Here is a 19,221-nt window from a genome sequence, read left to right as displayed (position 1 = left end):
TAGGCCTTATCACCGATAACTGATAGCGGAAGGATTTGCTCTCAACATTCAAAATTATTGATCAATAATCAGACGTTCCGGATGGGTATAAATCGTGGCTCTTCCTGGCTTGCAGAACCCTACCAGCGTCAGGTTACAGCGCTCGGCCACTTCAACCGCCAGTGTGGTGGCTGCGGAGACAGCAAACAGGATCTCAACCCCGCACATCGCCGCCTTTTGCACCATCTCATAGCTGGCCCGGCTGGAGACCAGCGCGGCCCCCTGCTGCCAGGCGTCACTCTCTCCCGCCCGACGACCCAGCAGTTTATCCAGCGCCACATGGCGTCCGACATCTTCATGCCCGCCCGCGATCTCGCCCGAGGGCATTACCCAGGCGGCGGCATGGGTACAGCCGCTCAGCTGTCCGATGGGCTGCACGTCGTTGAGATGCGCCAGCGCCCGATCGAGATGGGCAAGGTTAAAACGCTGGGTGAAGGACAGCGGCACCACGGGCTTGCCGATATCGTTAAGCTGCTCCACGCCGCAGACGCCGCAGCCGGTGCGCCCCGCCAGCGCCCGCCGACGTTCTTTTAATCCCATAAAGCGGCGGCTGGAGAGTTCAATCTGCACTTCGAGACCATTGCAAACGGATATCACCTCCATGCCGTAGATCTCACGCGGGTGCTCAATGATGCCTTCAGACAGCGAAAAGCCGATGGCAAAGAGCTCCAGATCTTTCGGCGAGGCCATCATCACCACGTGGGAGATACCGTTATAAACCAGCGCGACGGGCACCTCTTCCGCCAGGAAATCGGGAGTCGGGAGGCTAATCTGAGGGGGTCTGTGTACCCGGCGCTCTGCCACGCCGACAGGCAGCGACGTAATGCGGGTATCACCATTTTGTTTCAACACAACGAATATCCTGAGCAACCACGGGAGAGGCCTGCTATTGCACCATACTTTTCCAGCCTGGCGCATAGTATGGATCAATTTTTACCGCCCTGTCCGCGCAACTTTACCGAAGATTCAAACCCGAGGGAGAAACAGATTTGTAACAGTTTCGGGGCACCATGTGATCAATATCACATTTTATAATCATCACCGTGATAATACGTTCACTTTGTTTTAACGCCGTTGGAACAAGCGTACCGACATTGTGGTATTCTGACATACCCCTCGTGGAAATGAGGGTTTAACGCAAATTTTCAACTTTGCGGTCAAAAAATAGCCGTGAAGTAAAACAATAATCACCCCCAATAATTCGCGCGCAGGCGCGAGGAAATGAAGGGTAGCAATGTCGAAACAAGGAGTGACCATGCAGGTCAGCAGAAGGCAGTTCTTTAAGATCTGCGCTGGCGGTATGGCAGGCACCACGGCGGCGGCACTGGGCTTTGCGCCCGGCGTAGCGCTGGCGGAAACACGGCAGTACAAACTGCTGCGCACCCGCGAAACCCGTAACACCTGTACGTACTGCTCTGTCGGCTGTGGGCTGTTGATGTATAGCCTCGGTGACGGTGCAAAAAACGCCAAAGCATCTATTTTCCATATCGAAGGTGACCCGGATCATCCGGTCAACCGCGGTGCGCTCTGCCCGAAAGGGGCAGGTCTGGTGGACTTCATCCACTCAGAAAGCCGCCTGAAATTCCCGGAATATCGCGCGCCAGGCTCCGATAAATGGCAGCAAATTGGCTGGGACGAAGCGTTCGATCGCATCGCTAAGCTGATGAAAGAAGATCGCGATGCCAACTTCATGGCGCAGAACGCCGAAGGCACCACCGTCAACCGCTGGCTCTCCACCGGCATGCTGTGTGCCTCTGCCTCCAGTAACGAAACCGGCTATTTAACCCAGAAATTTACGCGCGCACTCGGTATGCTCGCGGTCGACAACCAGGCGCGTGTCTGACACGGACCAACGGTAGCAAGTCTTGCTCCAACATTTGGTCGCGGTGCGATGACCAACCACTGGGTCGACATCAAGAACGCCAACCTCATCGTGGTGATGGGCGGTAACGCCGCTGAAGCGCACCCCGTCGGGTTCCGCTGGGCGATGGAAGCCAAAATCCACAACGGTGCGAAACTGATTGTGATCGATCCCCGCTTTACGCGTACTGCGTCAGTGGCGGATTTCTACACCCCGATTCGTTCAGGTACTGACATCACTTTCCTGTCAGGCGTACTGCTGTACCTGCTAACCAACGAAAAATATAACCGCGAATACACCGAAGCCTATACCAACGCCAGCCTGATCGTGCGTGAGGATTATCACTTCGAAGATGGCCTGTTCAGCGGTTACGACGCCGATAAACGCAAGTACGACAAAACCAGCTGGAACTACGAGCTGGATGAGAAAGGCTTTGCGAAGCGCGATACCACCCTGCAACACCCGCGCTGCGTCTGGAATCTGCTGAAAGAGCACGTCTCCCGCTATACGCCGGACGTGGTGGAGAACATCTGTGGGACGCCGAAGGCCGACTTCCTGAAGGTGTGCGAGATGATCGCTGAAACCAGCGCTCACGATAAAACCGCCTCGTTCCTGTATGCCCTTGGCTGGACGCAGCACTCTGTCGGCGCGCAGAACATCCGTACCATGGCGATGGTTCAGCTGCTGCTCGGCAACATGGGGATGGCTGGCGGCGGCGTCAACGCCCTGCGCGGTCACTCCAACATTCAGGGTCTGACTGACCTCGGTCTGCTGTCGCAAAGCCTGACGGGTTATATGAACCTGCCAAGCGAGAAACAGACCGACCTGCAAACCTACCTGACGGCCAGCACACCAAAACCGCTGCTCGAAGGCCAGGTGAACTACTGGGGCAACTATCCGAAGTTCTTCGTCTCAATGATGAAGGCCTTCTATGGTGACAAAGCGACGGCGGAAAACAGCTGGGGCTTTGACTGGCTGCCGAAGTGGGACAAGGGTTACGACGTTCTGCAGTACTTCGAGATGATGAACCAGGGTCAGGTCAACGGCTATATCTGCCAGGGCTTTAACCCGGTGGCGTCGTTCCCGAACAAGAACAAAGTTGTCGCCTCTCTGTCGAAACTGAAGTTCCTGGTGACCATTGACCCGCTTAACACCGAGACGGCGACCTTCTGGCAGAACCACGGTGAGTCGAACGATGTCGATCCATCGAAGATTCAGACCGAAGTGTTCCGTCTGCCGTCCACCTGCTTCGCGGAAGAGAACGGTTCTATCGTCAACTCCGGTCGCTGGCTACAGTGGCACTGGAAAGGCGCAGACGCCCCGGGCATCGCCATGAACGACGGCGAGATCCTGGCCGGCATCTTCTTACGCCTGCGTAAGATGTACGCCTCTGAAGGTGGGGCGAACCCGGAACCGGTGCTGAACATGAGCTGGAACTACTCGACGCCGGAAAATCCATCCCCGGAAGAAGTGGCGATGGAGAGCAACGGTAAGGCGCTGGCGGATGTTATCGACCCGGCCACCGGCGCGGTTCTGGCGAAGAAAGGCGATCAGCTCAGCACCTTTGCGCACCTGCGTGATGACGGCACCACCTCCAGTGGCTGCTGGATCTTTGCCGGGAGCTGGACGCCGAAAGGCAACCAGATGGCCAACCGCGACAACGCCGACCCGTCAGGTCTCGGCAATACGCTGGGCTGGGCATGGGCGTGGCCGCTGAACCGCCGCATTCTCTATAACCGTGCCTCCGCTGACCCGCAGGGCAACCCGTGGGATCCGAAGCGTCAGCTGCTGAAGTGGGACGGCGCCAAATGGGGCGGCGTGGATATTCCGGACTACAGCACTGCCGCACCAGGCAGCGATGTCGGGCCGTTTATCATGCAGCCTGAAGGGATGGGACGTCTGTTTGCTATCGATAAGATGGCGGAAGGCCCGTTCCCGGAACACTACGAGCCGTTTGAGACGCCGCTGGGCACCAACCCGCTGCACCCGAACGTGGTCTCTAACCCGGCCGCCCGTATCTTTAAAGGCGATTTCGAGGCGCTGGGTAAAAAAGACAAGTTCCCGTATGTCGGCACCACCTACCGTCTGACCGAGCACTTCCACTACTGGACCAAGCACGCGCGGCTTAACGCCATCGCGCAGCCGGAACAGTTCGTGGAGATCGGCGAGAAGCTGGCGAATAAACTCGGCATCAATCAGGGCGATACCGTCAAGGTCTCCTCCAACCGCGGCTACATCAAGGCCAAGGCGGTGGTGACCAAGCGTATTCGCACGCTGAACGTACACGGTCAGCAGGTGGATACCATCGGTATTCCGATTCACTGGGGTTATGAGGGCGTGGCGAAGAAAGGGTTTATTGCCAACACCCTGACGCCATTCGTCGGTGATGCGAACACGCAGACGCCGGAGTTCAAGGCCTTCCTCGTGAACGTGGAAAAGGTGTAACGGAGACGACTTATGGCTTATCAATCGCAAGACATTATTCGTCGTTCCGCGACTAACAGTTTCACCCCCGCGCCTCAGGCGCGGGACCACCAGCAGGAAGTGGCGAAGCTTATCGACGTGACCACCTGTATCGGCTGTAAAGCCTGTCAGGTGGCCTGTTCGGAGTGGAACGACCTCCGTGATGAAGTGGGTCACAACGTCGGGGTGTATGACAACCCCGCCGATCTGACCGCCAAATCCTGGACGGTGATGCGCTTCTCGGAAGTGGAGCAGAACGACAAACTGGAATGGCTGATCCGCAAAGATGGTTGTATGCACTGCGCGGATCCGGGCTGCCTGAAGGCTTGCCCGTCTGAAGGGGCGATCATTCAGTATGCCAACGGCATCGTCGACTTCCAGTCCGAACAGTGCATCGGCTGCGGCTACTGCATCGCGGGCTGTCCGTTCGACGTGCCGCGCCTGAACCCGGAAGACAACCGCGTCTATAAATGTACGCTGTGCGTCGACCGTGTGAATGTCGGCCAGGAGCCGGCCTGCGTAAAGACCTGTCCAACCGGCGCCATTCATTTTGGCTCCAAAGAGGACATGAAAACGCTGGCGGGCGAGCGCGTATCCGAGCTGAAAACCCGCGGTTACGACAACGCAGGCCTGTACGATCCGGCCGGTGTTGGCGGGACCCACGTGATGTACGTGCTGCACCACGCCGACAAGCCGAATCTGTATCACGGCCTGCCGGAGAACCCGGAGATCAGCGCCACGGTGAAATTCTGGAAAGGCATCTGGAAACCACTGGCCGCCGTCGGGTTTGCCGCGACGTTCGCTGCGAGCATCTTCCACTACGTCGGTGTCGGGCCGAACCGCGCGGAAGAGGAAGATGACAACCTGCATGAAGAGAAAGACGAGGTGCGCAAATGAGAAGACGTGACACCATCGTGCGCTACACGGCGCCGGAACGTATCAACCACTGGGTCACCGCCTTCTGCTTCATGCTGGCGGCGATAAGCGGGCTGGGGTTCTTCTTCCCCTCCTTCAACTGGCTGATGCAGATCCTCGGTACGCCGCAGCTGGCGCGCATCCTGCACCCGTTTGTCGGGGTGGTGATGTTCGCCTCGTTCATCATCATGTTTTTCCGCTACTGGCACCACAACCTAATCAATCGGGATGATATCTTTTGGGCGAAGAATATTCGTAAGATCGTCGTCAACGCGGAAGTGGGTGATACCGGACGCTATAACTTCGGCCAGAAATGCGTATTCTGGGCGGCGATTATCTTCCTGGTCCTGTTGCTGGCAAGTGGCGTGATCATCTGGCGTCCGTACTTTGCGCCTGCTTTCTCAATCCCGGTGATCCGATTTGCGTTAATGCTGCATTCATTTGCCGCAGTGGCGTTAATTGTGGTTATCATGGTGCATATCTACGCCGCCCTCTGGGTGAAAGGCACCATTACCGCGATGGTGGAAGGCTGGGTCACTAAGACGTGGGCGAAGAAACATCACCCGCGCTGGTACCGTGAAGTCCGCCAGAAACAGGAAAAGTCATCTGAATGAGTATTCGCATAATCCCGCAAGATGAGCTGGGTTCGAGCGAGAAACGCACGGCGGAAGTGATTCCGCCGCTACTGTTCCCCAGACTGAAAAACCTCTACAACCGCCGCGCGGAACGCCTGCGTGAGCTGGCAGAGAACAACCCGCTTGGCGACTATCTGCGCTTTGCCGGGCTGATCGCTCATGCCCAGGAAGTGGTGCTGTACGACCATCCGCTGCAGATGGATCTGACCGCGCGCATTAAAGAGGCGAACGTTCAGGGCAAGCCGCCGCTGGATATCCACGTCCTGCCGCGCGATAAGCACTGGCAAAAACTGCTGCACTCGCTGATAGCCGAGCTGAAGCCTGAGATGAGCGGCCCTGCGCTGGCGGTGATCGAGAATCTCGAGAAAGCCTCTGAGCAGGAGCTGGAGCAGATGGCGAGCGCGCTGTTTGCCTCTGATTTTGCCTCGGTCAGCAGCGATAAAGCGCCGTTTATCTGGGCCGCCCTGTCGCTCTACTGGGCGCAAATGGCCAGTCTGATCCCAGGCAAAGCCCGCGCTGAGTACGGTGAAGCACGCCAGTTCTGCCCGGTGTGCGGTTCGATGCCGGTCTCCAGCATGGTGCAAATCGGTACCACTCAGGGGCTGCGCTATCTGCACTGCAACCTGTGCGAAACCGAGTGGCACGTGGTGCGCATCAAATGCAGCAACTGCGAGCAGACCCGCGATCTGAACTACTGGTCGCTGGAGAACGAGCAGTCAGCGGTGAAAGCCGAAAGCTGTGGCGACTGCGGCACTTACCTGAAGATTTTGTATCAGGAAAAAGACCCGAAAGTGGAGGCCGTCGCTGACGATCTCGCCACGCTGATTCTGGACGCCAAAATGGAGCAGGAGGGCTTTGCCCGCAGCTCGATCAACCCGTTCCTGTTCCCGGGTGAAGGGGAGTAATCTCCTGTGATAATGCCGGGCGGCGCAAGCTTGCCCGGCCTACAGTTGATAAGGTGCAACTACCCCAGGTATTCCTGCAAAATCTTTGGTATTTCTGGATATTAATGGGCAATTACGACTCTGCGCAGTGGCCAGAATAATGGCATCAGGAAGTTTCATCCCATGCTTCACGCGAAGTAAAACACTTCTTTCGGCAATGTCTCTCGATACATCGATAATCTCAAAAGCGCCCATCACCGCCGCAGTTTTGGCTTCATGGCCGTGCCTGCGGGCCCCCACCATGACTTCCATCCACGTGATCAGACTCACTGCCCGGTGCGATGCAGTGCCTTCAATGACGTCAGCAGCCTCAACGCGATTATTGAAGAGGTCGATGAGAATATTGGTATCAAATACCGCCATGTGCTCCATGATCACCACTCTTCACGCAGCTTACGTTCGTACTCGAGCCCATCTTCTTGCTGATTGCCCCACAGACCAAGAGCATCACGGATAACCGAAGAGCTTTGCTGGTCAAGATAGAGTTCTATCGCTTCCCGTAATAATTCAGCGCGAGGCTGGTTCCGCAGCTGCTTCAGGGCATCAAGTCGTTGAATAACATCGTCTGACAAATCAATCAGTATTCTGCCCATATCAATATTCACCGATAAACTCATATATCACCTCAGTATATCATCTATGGTTAATTTTCAGGCAAAATACACCTTATTAATTTAGGGTTAAAGAGAATTGTTACAGGAGTGAACGCTTTTGCGAGCCGCTTTCCAGATTCGAATCCTCAACAAAACCCACTGTTTTCATCAGCCGAAAACCAGTCTATAACGCTGTATATTCATACAGAAAAAAGGACATAAATAAGCCTATGGAAAAGGATTCGCATTTTACGCTGCTGGTGTTATTTTGTGTTAATAGATAACACAACAGGAAACCACAATGCCCAGAACAACCAGTATCACCCTCGGCGAAAACCTGGACCAGTTCATCAACAGAATGATTGAAAGCGGACGTTATGGCTCGACAAGCGAAGTTGTTCGCTCCGCACTGCGTTTGCTGGAAGAACATGAATTGCGAACCGGTAAACTCCGCGAAGCTCTTGAAGAGGGCCTGCTTAGTGGAGAGAGTTCGCTAACGTTACAAGAGATAGCAGCAAGGAAAAAACGTAACTTAAATGTATAGACTCTCTAATCTGGCAGCTAAAGATTTTGAAGCAATCTATGAATACACATGGCGTCGTTTCGGCCCGTTACAGACCGACAAATATACAAATGAACTGGACGGACTGCTGAAGTTGCTGGCAAGAAATCCGTTAATGGGAAGGGATTGTCAAAACCTGATTGACGGTGCACGTCGGCATGATTACGGCCAGCATGCCATATTCTATCGGCACGCGGATGACGCTATTTTTGTCATCCGCATCCTGCATCAGCAAATGGACCCTTTACGGCATTTCCGCTAGCACCACTACTCTTCCTCGTTCCCGCCCTCTTCATACGCACCAAACGGCTTCGCGGGCAGCACGATATAGGTGCCTTCAAATACCGCGCCAGACGTCTCGTCACCGAACAGCTCCACCAGCATCTGCACGCGGGCTTTGCGGCCGCGGGCCAATCGGTCGAGATCGCCGCTGAGCGAGCCTAAATCCGCCACTGCGCTCGGCTTGCCGCTGATAGGACGACTGTAACGAATATGGGCATCGGCGAGGATGATAGTGCCGCCAAGATGACGCTCGCGCAGCATCAGCCAGATGAGTCCCCAGCCGGTGAGCGTCGCCAGCGAGAACAGGCTGCCGGCAAACAGGGTGTGGTGCGGATTCTGATTGCCGCTCTCCGGCATGGTGGTGATGAATTTTTGCCCGGTGTACTGCTGAATGCGCACCCCCATCTTTTCGCTCAGGGGGATGTGCTGATACCAGGCCTGCTGCAGCTGACCGCACCAGTCGGCACGATGCAGAATATCATCCAGCGAGGCGATGGGTTTGATCATCAAAAAGTGGCGAATCGGGGTGGTTTGCGGGGTAGTGATTTCGCCCTGGTTGATAAAACCCAGCTTGGCAAAGAACTCCACCGCATCTTCCCGCGCGCTACAGGTGACGCGCTTCACGCCCTCCTGACGGGCGACAGACTCCAGCGTCATCGCCATCAGCGTGCCGAGACCTTTGTCCTGCACAGAAGGGTGCACCGCCATAAAGCGGATGGAGGCTTCGTTATCGGCATTGATATACAGCCGCCCGACGGCGACCAGGTTGCCCTCTTCATCCATCACCATCTGGTGATGTGCCATGGCGTCCCAGGCGTCGCGTTCCGACCCTTTCGGCTGATGTAAGGGCTTACGCAACATCTCCCAGCGGAACTGGTAGTAAAGCGCTAACTCTTCTTCCGTTTGCGGTACTCGAAGGTGATACATAGCTGTACTCTCTCTTGTTACCCGCGGCCGTACCATCAGCTCACTCATACCTGGAGCCAGAACGTGACGGGGCCATCATTTACCAGCGAGACCTGCATATCTGCAGCGAATCGTCCGGTCTGTGTATGCATCTCTTGCTGACGGCAACGGTCAACAAAGTATTCATATAACGCTTCTGCCCGATCCGGCGCCGCTCCTTTTGAGAAGCCCGGGCGCATGCCGCGCTCGGTATCGGCTGCCAGCGTAAACTGCGACACCACCAGCACGCTGCCCCCCGCCTGCTGCACGTTGAGGTTCATTTTGCCTTCCGCATCGCTGAAGACACGGTACCCCAACACGCGCTCGCATAAGCGGTTGGCCTTTTGCTCGTCGTCATCCCTTTCGACACCTAACAAGACTAAAAGTCCTGGGCCAATTTCACCCGTCACCTCTCCCTCCACGGTGACGCTGGCACGGGTTACGCGCTGGATTAATGCAATCATGGTTGGTCTGCTTCTCGTCGTTTTTCGGCTTCGGCCGCTTTTTTTAGTTCGCGATATACCCCGAGAGTGACAGTAATCTCGGCGCCAAGCAAGACGATACACCACGTCCAGTAAACCCAGAGGAACAAAATGGGGATCACTGCCAGCACGCCATAAATCAGCTGATAGGAGGGGAACATGGTGATGTAAAGCGCGAAGCCTTTCTTGCCCAGTTCGAAAAGCAGAGCGGCCACCATCGCCCCCACCATCGCATCCCGGTTAGGTACGCGCGTGGTAGGAACAATGCTGTACAACAACCAGAACGCGAGCCAGGACAAGAGCAGCGGGAAGATACGCAGCACATCGTCAATCACACTGTTGAGTTCGCTGGCCCAGCGTAACGAGAGCAGATAAGAGCTGATCGCCAGGCTGGCCCCGGCCAGTAGCGGCCCCAGGGTCAGGATCATCCAGTAGACCGCAAATGAGTAAACTTTGGGGCGCGCCCGGGTGCTGCGCCAGATGGTATTGAGCGCACTATCAATGGCGTACATCAGCAGCAGCGCGGTGACAATTAGCCCGCACGCCCCAACCGCCGTCATCTTGCTGGAGTTAGCGACAAACTGCTCGATGTAATTCTGAATCACATCCCCGGTGGCCGGCATAAAGTTGGCAAAGACAAAATGGCGGAGCTGCAGGCTGACATCCGAAAACATCGGAAAGGCGGCAAAAAGGGCAAAAATAACGGCCACCAGCGGCACCAGCGACAACAACGACACGTAGGCGAGGTTGCCTGCCAGCGTGGTCATGTTGTCCTCATCGATGCGGTGCCAGAGGAGTTTTAGCCACGCACGCAGCGGTCGGGTGTGGTGGCTGGCTTTTTGATGAACGGTTTTTAGCATAACTGCTTCGCAAAGTAGTCGGGGATCGTCTGTTTTCCGGTCACCAGAATTGACGTGATACCCAACTGGTTAGCTCCCTCTATATTATCGACGTTATCGTCAAAAAAGATGGCGTCGGCGGCAGAGAATCCTTCGGCTTGCAGAACGGCCTGGTAGATCCGCGCTTCCGGTTTGCGCATCCCCATCTCCTGAGACAGATAGATCTTGTCCGCCGCCGCTTTCACGTCAGGATATTCTTCCGGCCAGAAGGTCGTGTGCAGACGGTTGGTATTGGACAGCACCACCACCCGATGCCCCTGCTCGCGCAGCTTGTGCATGATGGCAATCACCTCGGGACGAATGCCGACAAAAATCGCCTGCCAGCCGTGGGAGAACTGTTCGTAACTGAGGGGGAGTTCCATCTCATGGCAGAGCTTTTCGGCAAATTGTTCATCCGAAATCTCACCGCGCTCATGCTGATGGAAGGCGTCGCCCATCGTAAAACTTTGCTTAAGCGTCGCCAGCGGAACGCGGCTGAAATCACTCCATGTTCCCAGCACACGATTGAAGTCGATATCGACGATTACGTTTCCTAAATCAAAGATATAGAGCATGTATTTCTCCTTTTCGCCGTGAAAAGTAACTGTAGCGGGAAAGAAGATGTTTGGCTATGCGCCAGCGCCAGCTTAGAGAAAGGAAGGCACGGCCTGCGCCACGCTGGCTTCGTTGACATCAGATTCCATCATTGCCCCGTGAAGAATATAAAGAGATGAAATCGTCCGTTGTCTTACCGTAATTTTGCCAATAAAAAAGCCGCTGATCGCTCAGCGGCTTTTTGCTTTCCGGGTGGCGATAACGCTCACCCGGCATACGCACCGTATTAGTCGCGAGGACCACGGCCCGCACGTTTACGGTCGTTCTCGGTCAGGTGACGTTTACGGATACGGACGGAGGTAGGAGTAACTTCTACCAGTTCGTCGTCATCGATAAATTCCAGAGCCTGTTCGAGGGACATTTTCTGTGCCGGAACCAGCGTGGTTGCTTCGTCAGTACCGGAAGCACGCATGTTGGTCAGTTTTTTACCGGTCAGGCAGTTTACGGTCAGGTCGTTAGAACGACTGTGAATACCGATGATCTGGCCTTCGTAAACTTCTGCACCGTGACCCAGGAACAGCTTACCGCGATCCTGCAGGCTGAACAGGGCGAATGCCACCGCTTTACCCTGGCCGTTAGAGATCAGCACGCCGTTCTGGCGCTGGCCGATTTCACCTGGCTTAACGTCATCGTAGTGGCTGAAGGTGGAGTACAGCAGACCTGTACCGGAAGTCATGGTCATGAACTCGGTACGGAAGCCGATCAGGCCACGTGCCGGGATCAGGTAATCCAGACGAATACGGCCTTTGCCGTCAGGGATCATGTCTTTGACATCGCCCTTACGCTCGCCCATTGCCTGCATCACAGAACCCTGGTGCTGTTCTTCGATATCCAGCGTCACGTTCTCGAACGGCTCTTGCATACGGCCATCGATCATACGGTTGATAACTTTCGGACGGGACACAGCCAGTTCGAAGCCTTCACGACGCATGTTTTCGATCAGTACAGACAAGTGCAGCTCACCACGACCGGATACACGGAACGCGTCCGCATCTTCGGTTTCTTCAACACGCAGTGCCACGTTGTGCACCAGCTCTTTGTTCAGGCGGTCAAGGATCTGACGAGAGGTAACGTATTTACCTTCTTTGCCACAGAACGGAGAGGTGTTGACGTTGAAGAACATGGTTACGGTTGGTTCATCAACGGACAGCGCTGGCAGCGCTTCGACGTTTTGCGGATCGCAAAGGGTGTCGGAGATGTTCAGTTCGCCCAGACCGGTGATAGCAATGATATCGCCCGCTTCGGCTTCGGTGGATTCAATACGCTCCAGACCGAGGTGAGTCAGTACTTTACCGACTTTACCGTTACGTGTTTTACCTTCGCTGTCGATAACAGTGATCTGCTGGTTAGGCTTCACTTTACCGCGTTTGATGCGACCAATACCGATTACGCCAACGTAGTTGTTGTAATCCAGCTGGGAGATCTGCATCTGGAACGGACCATCAAGGTCAACGGTTGGTGCTTTAACGTGGTCAACAATCGCCTGATACAGCGGGGTCATGTCTTCCGCCATATCAGTGTGATCGTTACCCGCGATACCCATCAATGCAGATGCATAGATGATTGGGAAATCGAGCTGCTCGTCGCTTGCGTCCAGGTTAACGAACAGGTCGAAGACCTGATCCACAACCCAGTCAGGACGCGCGCCAGGACGGTCAACTTTGTTGATAACCACGATTGGCTTCAAACCATGGGCAAACGCCTTTTTGGTTACGAAGCGCGTCTGCGGCATTGGGCCATCCATTGCGTCAACGACCAGCAGAACGGAGTCTACCATGGACATTACACGTTCAACTTCACCACCGAAGTCGGCGTGCCCAGGGGTATCAACGATGTTGATACGGTAGTCATTCCATTTGATAGCGGTGTTTTTAGCGAGGATGGTAATCCCACGCTCTTTCTCCAAATCGTTGGAGTCCATCACGCGTTCGGTGGCTTCAGCACGCTCATTACTGAAGGTACCGGATTGCTGCAGCAGCTTATCAACCAGGGTAGTTTTACCATGGTCAACGTGCGCGATGATGGCGATATTACGCAGATTTTCGATCACAACTTTGCCTCAGGCATTTAGAAATAGCGCGTTATTGTACACGGATTAATCGCACTACAAAACAGGATCACAAACATCCCCCGCAAACAAGTATCGCAGAGATGCTTTGTGATCGCTTTCACGGAGCGGTAAAAGGGCACTTTAACGTAAATTGCACCAATATGGTGCTCAATGTTCACATTGAAGCACTATACTGGTGCAACAAAACCATCATGGTGCAGCCCTTTTGCACTATGGTGCGCATGATAGCGCCTTTTTGGGGTGTTTTAAAAGTTGGCACAGATTTCGCTTTATAAAAAATACGGCAACTAAGGGCAACATCGCCTGCCTTACACAGAATTTGAAGACTTCGTTACCACGACGACAATGACCAATCTGGAGAGTTAAGTATGTCCGCTGAACACGTTTTGACGATGCTGAACGAACATGAAGTGAAGTTTGTTGATCTGCGCTTCACCGATACCAAAGGTAAAGAACAGCACGTCACAATTCCTGCTCATCAGGTAAATGCCGAATTCTTCGAAGAAGGCAAAATGTTTGACGGCTCCTCGATTGGCGGCTGGAAAGGTATTAACGAATCTGACATGGTTCTGATGCCTGACGCATCCACTGCGCTCATTGACCCGTTCTTCGAAGAATCTACCCTGATCATCCGTTGCGATATCCTCGAGCCAGGCACCCTGCAGGGTTACGACCGCGACCCACGCTCTATCGCTAAACGCGCTGAAGAGTACCTGCGCTCCACCGGCATCGCAGACACCGTTCTGTTCGGGCCAGAGCCAGAGTTCTTCCTGTTCGACGACATCCGTTTTGGTGCGACCACGTCCGGTTCTCACGTTGCTATCGATGATATCGAAGGCGCATGGAACTCCTCCACCAAATACGAAGGCGGCAACAAAGGTCACCGTCCTGCGGTTAAAGGCGGTTACTTCCCGGTTCCACCGGTCGACTCTTCACAGGACATCCGTTCTACCATGTGTCTGATCATGGAAGAGATGGGCCTGGTTGTTGAAGCGCACCACCATGAAGTTGCAACTGCTGGCCAGAACGAAATCGCCACCCGTTTCAACACCATGACCAAGAAAGCGGACGAAATTCAGATCTACAAATACGTTGTGCACAACGTTGCGCACCGTTTCGGTAAAACCGCGACCTTCATGCCAAAACCAATGTTTGGTGACAACGGTTCCGGTATGCACTGCCACATGTCCCTGTCCAAGAACGGTACTAACCTGTTCGCTGGCGACAAATATGCTGGTCTGTCCGAGCAGGCGCTGCACTACATCGGTGGTGTTATCAAACACGCTAAAGCGATTAACGCCCTGGCGAACCCAACCACTAACTCCTACAAGCGTCTGGTCCCAGGCTACGAAGCGCCGGTAATGCTGGCCTACTCTGCCCGTAACCGTTCTGCTTCTATCCGTATTCCGGTGGTTTCATCGCCAAAAGCGCGTCGTATCGAAGTGCGCTTCCCGGATCCAGCGGCTAACCCATACCTGTGCTTCGCAGCACTGCTGATGGCGGGCCTGGACGGTATCAAGAACAAGATCCACCCGGGCGAAGCGATGGACAAAAACCTGTACGATCTGCCGCCAGAAGAAGCGAAAGAGATCCCACAGGTTGCAGGCTCTCTGGAAGAAGCCCTGCAGGAACTGGACGCAGACCGTGAGTTCCTGACGGCTGGCGGCGTGTTCACCGACGAAGCGATCGATGCTTACATCGCGCTGCGTATGGAAGAGAACGATCGTGTTCGCATGACGCCACACCCGGTTGAGTTCGAACTGTACTACAGCGTTTAATCTTCAATCCCTGTCGCGCGGCCTTTTCCGCGCGAGATTGATAGCCGTTTTTTGTTGCCGTGGAAACTTTTCAGCCCATCTTCGGATGGGCTTTTTTCTCCACCAACAAGCTGATCTCACGCGCTTTTTACCGCAAAAACACTATACTGCACTAAAATAGTGCAACCAACTCCAGGAGACTGCTGAATGGCAACTGGCACGCTGCCCGATGCTGGGCAGATCCTCAATTCTCTTATCAACAGCATCTTACTGGTCGACGACGATCTGGCGGTGCATTACGCCAATCCCGCGGCCCAGCAGCTGCTTGCCCAGAGTTCACGCAAGCTTTTTGGCGCGCCGCTGCCCGAGCTGTTGAGTTATTTTTCCCTGAATATTGGCCTGATGCAGGAGAGCCTGCAGGCGGGACAAGGCTTTACCGATAACGAGGTCACGTTGGTGATCGACGGGCGCTCGCATATTCTCTCCCTGACTGCGCAACGGCTGCCGGAAGGCCTGATCCTGCTGGAGATGGCACCGATGGATAACCAGCGTCGCCTGAGTCAGGAGCAGCTCCAGCATGCCCAGCAGATTGCAGCCCGCGATCTGGTGCGCGGCCTCGCCCATGAGATAAAAAATCCGCTCGGTGGCCTGCGCGGTGCGGCACAGCTATTAACCAAAGCCCTGCCCGATCCGGCGCTGGCGGAATACACCAACGTCATCATTGAGCAGGCCGATCGTCTGCGTAATCTGGTGGATCGCCTGTTAGGTCCGCAACAGCCCGGGATGCACGTCACCGAGAGCATTCATAAAGTGGCCGAGCGCGTCGTCAAACTGGTGTCGATGGAGCTGCCGGATAACGTCAGGCTGATTCGGGATTACGATCCCAGCCTGCCGGAACTGCCGCACGATCCCGACCAGATTGAGCAGGTATTACTGAATATCGTGCGTAATGCCCTGCAGGCGTTAGGGGCGGATGGCGGAGAAATTATCCTGCGTACCCGCACTGCGTTTCAGCTCACCCTGCACGGCACGCGCTACCGTCTGGCGGCCCGTATCGACGTGGAAGATAACGGCCCGGGCATCCCTTCCCATTTACAGGACACGCTGTTTTACCCGATGGTCAGCGGCCGTGAAGGCGGGACCGGGCTTGGCTTATCGATTGCCCGTAATTTGATAGATCAGCACTCCGGCAAAATTGAATTTACCAGTTGGCCGGGTCATACCGAGTTTTCGGTTTACCTGCCAATCAGGAAATAGAGGGTTAGGTTATGCAACGAGGGATAGTCTGGGTAGTTGATGACGATAGCTCCATTCGCTGGGTGCTTGAACGGGCGCTTACCGGAGCAGGATTAAGCTGCACCGCTTTTGAAAGTGGAGCTGAGGTGCTTGACGCCCTCACCACCAAAACCCCGGACGTGCTGCTGTCCGATATCCGTATGCCGGGGATGGACGGTCTGGCGCTGTTAAAACAGATCAAACAACGCCACCCTATGCTGCCGGTCATCATAATGACCGCACACTCCGATCTGGATGCGGCCGTTAGCGCCTACCAGCAGGGGGCATTCGATTACCTGCCAAAACCGTTCGATATTGACGAGGCGGTGGCGCTGGTTGAACGCGCCATCAGCCACTATCAGGAACAGCAGCAGCCGCGTAACGCCCCGGTTTTCGGCCCTACCACCGACATCATTGGCGAAGCGCCAGCGATGCAGGATGTGTTTCGCATCATCGGTCGCCTGTCACGCTCGTCCATCAGCGTGCTGATTAACGGCGAGTCAGGTACCGGGAAAGAGCTGGTCGCGCATGCCCTGCATCGCCACAGCCCGCGCGCCAAAGCCCCGTTCATCGCCCTGAATATGGCGGCGATCCCTAAAGATTTGATCGAATCCGAGCTGTTTGGTCACGAAAAAGGGGCCTTTACCGGCGCCAACACCATTCGTCAGGGCCGCTTTGAGCAGGCCGACGGCGGGACGCTGTTTCTGGATGAGATCGGCGATATGCCCCTCGACGTCCAGACGCGACTGCTGCGCGTGCTGGCGGACGGTCAGTTCTACCGCGTGGGCGGCTATGCGCCGGTCAAAGTCGATGTGCGCATTATTGCCGCCACCCACCAGAACCTCGAGCTGCGCGTCCAGGAGGGGAAATTCCGTGAGGACCTGTTCCACCGCCTGAACGTCATTCGCGTTCACCTGCCGCCGCTGCGCGAGCGCCGGGAAGATATCCCGCGCCTGGCACGGCATTTCCTGCAGGATGCTGCCCGTGAACTGGGGGTTGAAGCCAAACTGCTGCATCCGGAAACCGAAGCTGCGCTTACGCGTCTCGCCTGGCCGGGCAACGTGCGTCAGCTGGAAAACACCTGCCGCTGGTTGACGGTAATGGCCGCCGGTCAGGAAGTATTAATTCAGGATCTGCCACCCGAGCTTTTCGAAACCCATGTTCCGGAAAGCAGCACCGGGCAGAGCCTGCCCGACAGCTGGGCCACACTGCTGGCACAATGGGCCGATCGCGCCCTGCGTTCCGGTCATCAAAATCTGCTCTCCGAAGCACAGCCCGAGATGGAACGTACGCTGCTCACCACCGCGCTGCGCCATACTCAGGGCCACAAGCAAGAGGCGGCACGCCTGCTCGGCTGGGGTCGTAATACCCTGACGCGGAAGTTAAAAGAGTTGGGAATGGAGTGATTTTACCCGCAGTGTAAAGTGCACAAAGTGGGGTTGTTTAGCTAGAGGGTTTGCCGGGTGGCAGCTTCGCCTTACCCGGCCTACTCGATTCGGTACGCCTTAAATCACGCGTGAGAACTGCTGTAAGCGCGCTTTCTGACGCAGGTAGGCGTCAAAGCACATGCAGATATTACGAATCAACAGGCGCCCTTTTGGCGTGACCTCAATCGCCCTCTCCGTAACATCCACCAGCCCATCCTTCGCCAGTGGCGCCAGCAGCTTCAGGTCTTCCACAAAGTAATCGCTAAACTGCAGATCCCACTGCGCTTCGATGTCGCTGAAATCGAGGCGGAAGTTACAGATTAGCGCTTTAATCACATCCCGGCGGATACAGTCGTCGCGGGTTAAGGCGATGCCGCGCCACAGGGCGCTGCCGGTGTCATCCACCTGCTGATAATAGTGCTTCAGCTCTTTCTGGTTCTGCGCATAACAGTCGCCAATCATGCTGATGGCCGAAACGCCCATCCCCAGCAGATCCGTATCGCCCTGGGTGGTGTAACCCTGGAAATTACGATGCAGAACCCCCTCACGCTGGGCAATGGCCAGCTCGTCATCCGGGCGGGCAAAGTGATCCATGCCGATAAACTGGTAGCCGGTCTCGGTCAGTGAGGTGATGGTTTCCTGCAGGATATCCAGCTTTTGCTGGGCGGAAGGCAGGTCGGCATCCTTGATTTTACGTTGGGCCGCAAACAGCGTCGGCAGGTGTGCATAGTTGAAGACGCTCAGGCGATCCGGGTTAAGCTCCGCCACGCGCTTCAGCGTGAAGGCAAAGCTTTCCGGCGTCTGCTTCGGCAGGCCATAAATCAGGTCGATATTGGTAGAGGTAAAACCTATCTCCCGCGCGTGATTCAACAGGGCGAAGATAAACTCTTCATCCTGCTCGCGGTTGACCAGACGCTGGACCTCTTTGTTGAAGTCCTGCACGCCCATACTCAGACGGTTAAAACCTTCGCCACGCAAGTGATCGAGCACATCCAGCTCGATTTCGCGCGGATCCACTTCGATGGAGATTTCCGCATCCGCATCGAAACGGAAGTTATCCCGCAGCAGGTTCATCAGGCGGCTAATTTGCGCTTTATTCAGGTAGGTCGGCGTACCACCGCCCCAGTGGAGCTGGCTGACGTGGCGACCGGCAAACTGCGGCGCGCGATGCAGGATCTCCTGCTCAAGCGCATCCAGATACTGATCCGCTTTGTGCTGCTGGCGGGTGACAATTTTATTGCAGCCGCAGAAGTAGCAGAGCTTGTGGCAGAACGGGATATGAACATACAGAGAGAGCGGGCGGTCAGGGTAACGCGTGACCGCCTGCTGAAATTGGCTATCACCGAAGGCGTCGGAAAACTCCAGCGCGGTTGGATAAGAGGTATAACGCGGCCCGGAATAGTTATATTTTTGGATCAGGGCCAGATCCCAGTCGATAGTTGGTACAGACATGTTCACTCCTTCCGTTGGTGTCGCG

At 55.4% G+C, this 19,221-nt stretch carries 18 protein-coding genes; 9 read left to right on the top strand and 9 right to left on the bottom strand.

Annotated features, from left to right (window positions below; translation table 11 throughout):
* Positions 1-54: 54 nt before the first annotated feature.
* The gene (gene fdhD, locus LG383_RS19240) at positions 55-891 is read right to left on the bottom strand and encodes a formate dehydrogenase accessory sulfurtransferase FdhD (RefSeq protein WP_106995749.1); all 837 of its coding nucleotides are present in this window, start codon (positions 889-891) and stop codon (positions 55-57) included.
* A 403-nt stretch (positions 892-1,294) separates the two neighbouring features.
* Between fdhD and fdnG the strand changes: the two genes are divergently transcribed.
* From fdnG to fdhE, 4 genes are read left to right on the top strand one after another with little or no spacing between them, the layout of a single operon-like run.
* The gene (gene fdnG / locus LG383_RS19235) at positions 1,295-4,345 is read left to right on the top strand and encodes a formate dehydrogenase-N subunit alpha (RefSeq protein ID WP_225760164.1); all 3,051 of its coding nucleotides are present in this window, start codon (positions 1,295-1,297) and stop codon (positions 4,343-4,345) included.
* A 12-nt stretch (positions 4,346-4,357) separates the two neighbouring features.
* The gene (fdxH, locus tag LG383_RS19230) at positions 4,358-5,260 is read left to right on the top strand and encodes a formate dehydrogenase subunit beta (RefSeq protein WP_106995747.1); all 903 of its coding nucleotides are present in this window, start codon (positions 4,358-4,360) and stop codon (positions 5,258-5,260) included.
* Positions 5,257-5,892, top strand: a complete 636-nt coding sequence (gene fdoI, locus LG383_RS19225) for a formate dehydrogenase cytochrome b556 subunit (protein ID WP_225759936.1) — start codon at positions 5,257-5,259, stop codon at positions 5,890-5,892. The genes fdxH and fdoI overlap by 4 nt, the downstream gene beginning before the upstream one ends.
* The gene (gene fdhE, locus LG383_RS19220) at positions 5,889-6,818 is read left to right on the top strand and encodes a formate dehydrogenase accessory protein FdhE (RefSeq protein ID WP_225759935.1); all 930 of its coding nucleotides are present in this window, start codon (positions 5,889-5,891) and stop codon (positions 6,816-6,818) included. The genes fdoI and fdhE overlap by 4 nt, the downstream gene beginning before the upstream one ends.
* Before the next feature lie 39 nt (positions 6,819-6,857).
* Here the strand turns inward: fdhE and LG383_RS19215 are convergent, their stop codons facing one another.
* Together LG383_RS19215 and LG383_RS19210 are read right to left on the bottom strand one after the other, a co-directional pair.
* Complete coding sequence (locus LG383_RS19215) at positions 6,858-7,229, bottom strand: type II toxin-antitoxin system VapC family toxin (RefSeq protein ID WP_225759934.1); 372 nt, start codon at positions 7,227-7,229, stop codon at positions 6,858-6,860.
* A gap of 2 nt (positions 7,230-7,231) precedes the next feature.
* Entirely contained in the window at positions 7,232-7,474 is a 243-nt protein-coding gene (locus tag LG383_RS19210; protein WP_225759933.1) for a ribbon-helix-helix domain-containing protein, read from the bottom strand.
* 277 nt (positions 7,475-7,751) lie between these two features.
* Here LG383_RS19210 and LG383_RS19205 point away from each other — a divergent pair, with 277 nt between their 5' ends.
* Positions 7,752-7,994 (top strand): type II toxin-antitoxin system ParD family antitoxin, encoded by a 243-nt coding sequence (locus LG383_RS19205; protein WP_106995743.1) that lies wholly within the window; start codon positions 7,752-7,754, stop codon positions 7,992-7,994.
* Positions 7,987-8,274 carry a type II toxin-antitoxin system RelE/ParE family toxin gene (locus LG383_RS19200; protein WP_225759932.1) on the top strand — a complete coding sequence of 96 codons (288 nt, stop codon included), beginning with the start codon at positions 7,987-7,989 and terminating at the stop codon, positions 8,272-8,274. The genes LG383_RS19205 and LG383_RS19200 overlap by 8 nt, the downstream gene beginning before the upstream one ends.
* A gap of 5 nt (positions 8,275-8,279) precedes the next feature.
* Here LG383_RS19200 and fabY read toward each other — a convergent pair whose 3' ends face one another.
* The 5 genes from fabY to typA all read right to left on the bottom strand — a co-directional run bounded on the left by fabY (position 8,280) and on the right by typA (position 13,264).
* Positions 8,280-9,221 carry a fatty acid biosynthesis protein FabY gene (gene fabY, locus LG383_RS19195; RefSeq protein ID WP_166184932.1) on the bottom strand — a complete coding sequence of 314 codons (942 nt, stop codon included), beginning with the start codon at positions 9,219-9,221 and terminating at the stop codon, positions 8,280-8,282.
* A gap of 44 nt (positions 9,222-9,265) precedes the next feature.
* Entirely contained in the window at positions 9,266-9,703 is a 438-nt protein-coding gene (dtd, locus tag LG383_RS19190) for a D-aminoacyl-tRNA deacylase (RefSeq protein WP_106995740.1), read from the bottom strand.
* On the bottom strand, positions 9,700-10,581 hold the full coding sequence (locus tag LG383_RS19185) for a virulence factor BrkB family protein (RefSeq protein ID WP_106995739.1): 882 nt from the start codon (positions 10,579-10,581) through the stop codon (positions 9,700-9,702). Before LG383_RS19185 ends, dtd begins: the two co-directional genes overlap by 4 nt.
* Positions 10,575-11,174, bottom strand: coding sequence for a glucose-1-phosphatase (gene yihX, locus LG383_RS19180; protein WP_106995738.1), 600 nt, complete (start codon positions 11,172-11,174; stop codon positions 10,575-10,577). The genes LG383_RS19185 and yihX overlap by 7 nt, the downstream gene beginning before the upstream one ends.
* Positions 11,175-11,440: 266 nt before the next feature.
* Entirely contained in the window at positions 11,441-13,264 is a 1,824-nt protein-coding gene (gene typA, locus LG383_RS19175; protein WP_106995737.1) for a ribosome-dependent GTPase TypA, read from the bottom strand.
* A 389-nt stretch (positions 13,265-13,653) separates the two neighbouring features.
* On the opposite strand from typA, the gene glnA reads away from it, so the two are divergent.
* The 3 genes from glnA (at position 13,654) to glnG (ending at position 17,723) form a co-directional block, all read left to right on the top strand.
* The gene (gene glnA, locus LG383_RS19170) at positions 13,654-15,063 is read left to right on the top strand and encodes a glutamate--ammonia ligase (RefSeq protein WP_106995736.1); all 1,410 of its coding nucleotides are present in this window, start codon (positions 13,654-13,656) and stop codon (positions 15,061-15,063) included.
* A 186-nt stretch (positions 15,064-15,249) separates the two neighbouring features.
* Positions 15,250-16,299 carry a nitrogen regulation protein NR(II) gene (gene glnL / locus LG383_RS19165; RefSeq protein WP_142487613.1) on the top strand — a complete coding sequence of 350 codons (1,050 nt, stop codon included), beginning with the start codon at positions 15,250-15,252 and terminating at the stop codon, positions 16,297-16,299.
* Positions 16,300-16,310: 11 nt separating this feature from the next.
* Positions 16,311-17,723, top strand: a complete 1,413-nt coding sequence (gene glnG, locus LG383_RS19160; protein ID WP_039032185.1) for a nitrogen regulation protein NR(I) — start codon at positions 16,311-16,313, stop codon at positions 17,721-17,723.
* Between the two features lie 99 nt (positions 17,724-17,822).
* On the opposite strand, the gene hemN is transcribed toward glnG, so the two are convergent.
* Positions 17,823-19,196 carry an oxygen-independent coproporphyrinogen III oxidase gene (gene hemN / locus LG383_RS19155; protein ID WP_225759931.1) on the bottom strand — a complete coding sequence of 458 codons (1,374 nt, stop codon included), beginning with the start codon at positions 19,194-19,196 and terminating at the stop codon, positions 17,823-17,825.
* Positions 19,197-19,221: the final 25 nt, after the last annotated feature.

The organism is Leclercia sp. Marseille-Q4284, assembly GCF_916618945.1.
Classification (GTDB): domain Bacteria; phylum Pseudomonadota; class Gammaproteobacteria; order Enterobacterales; family Enterobacteriaceae; genus Enterobacter; species Enterobacter tamurae.
Note: the sequence above shows the minus strand (reverse complement) of the source record. Positions and strands in the feature narration are given on the sequence as shown.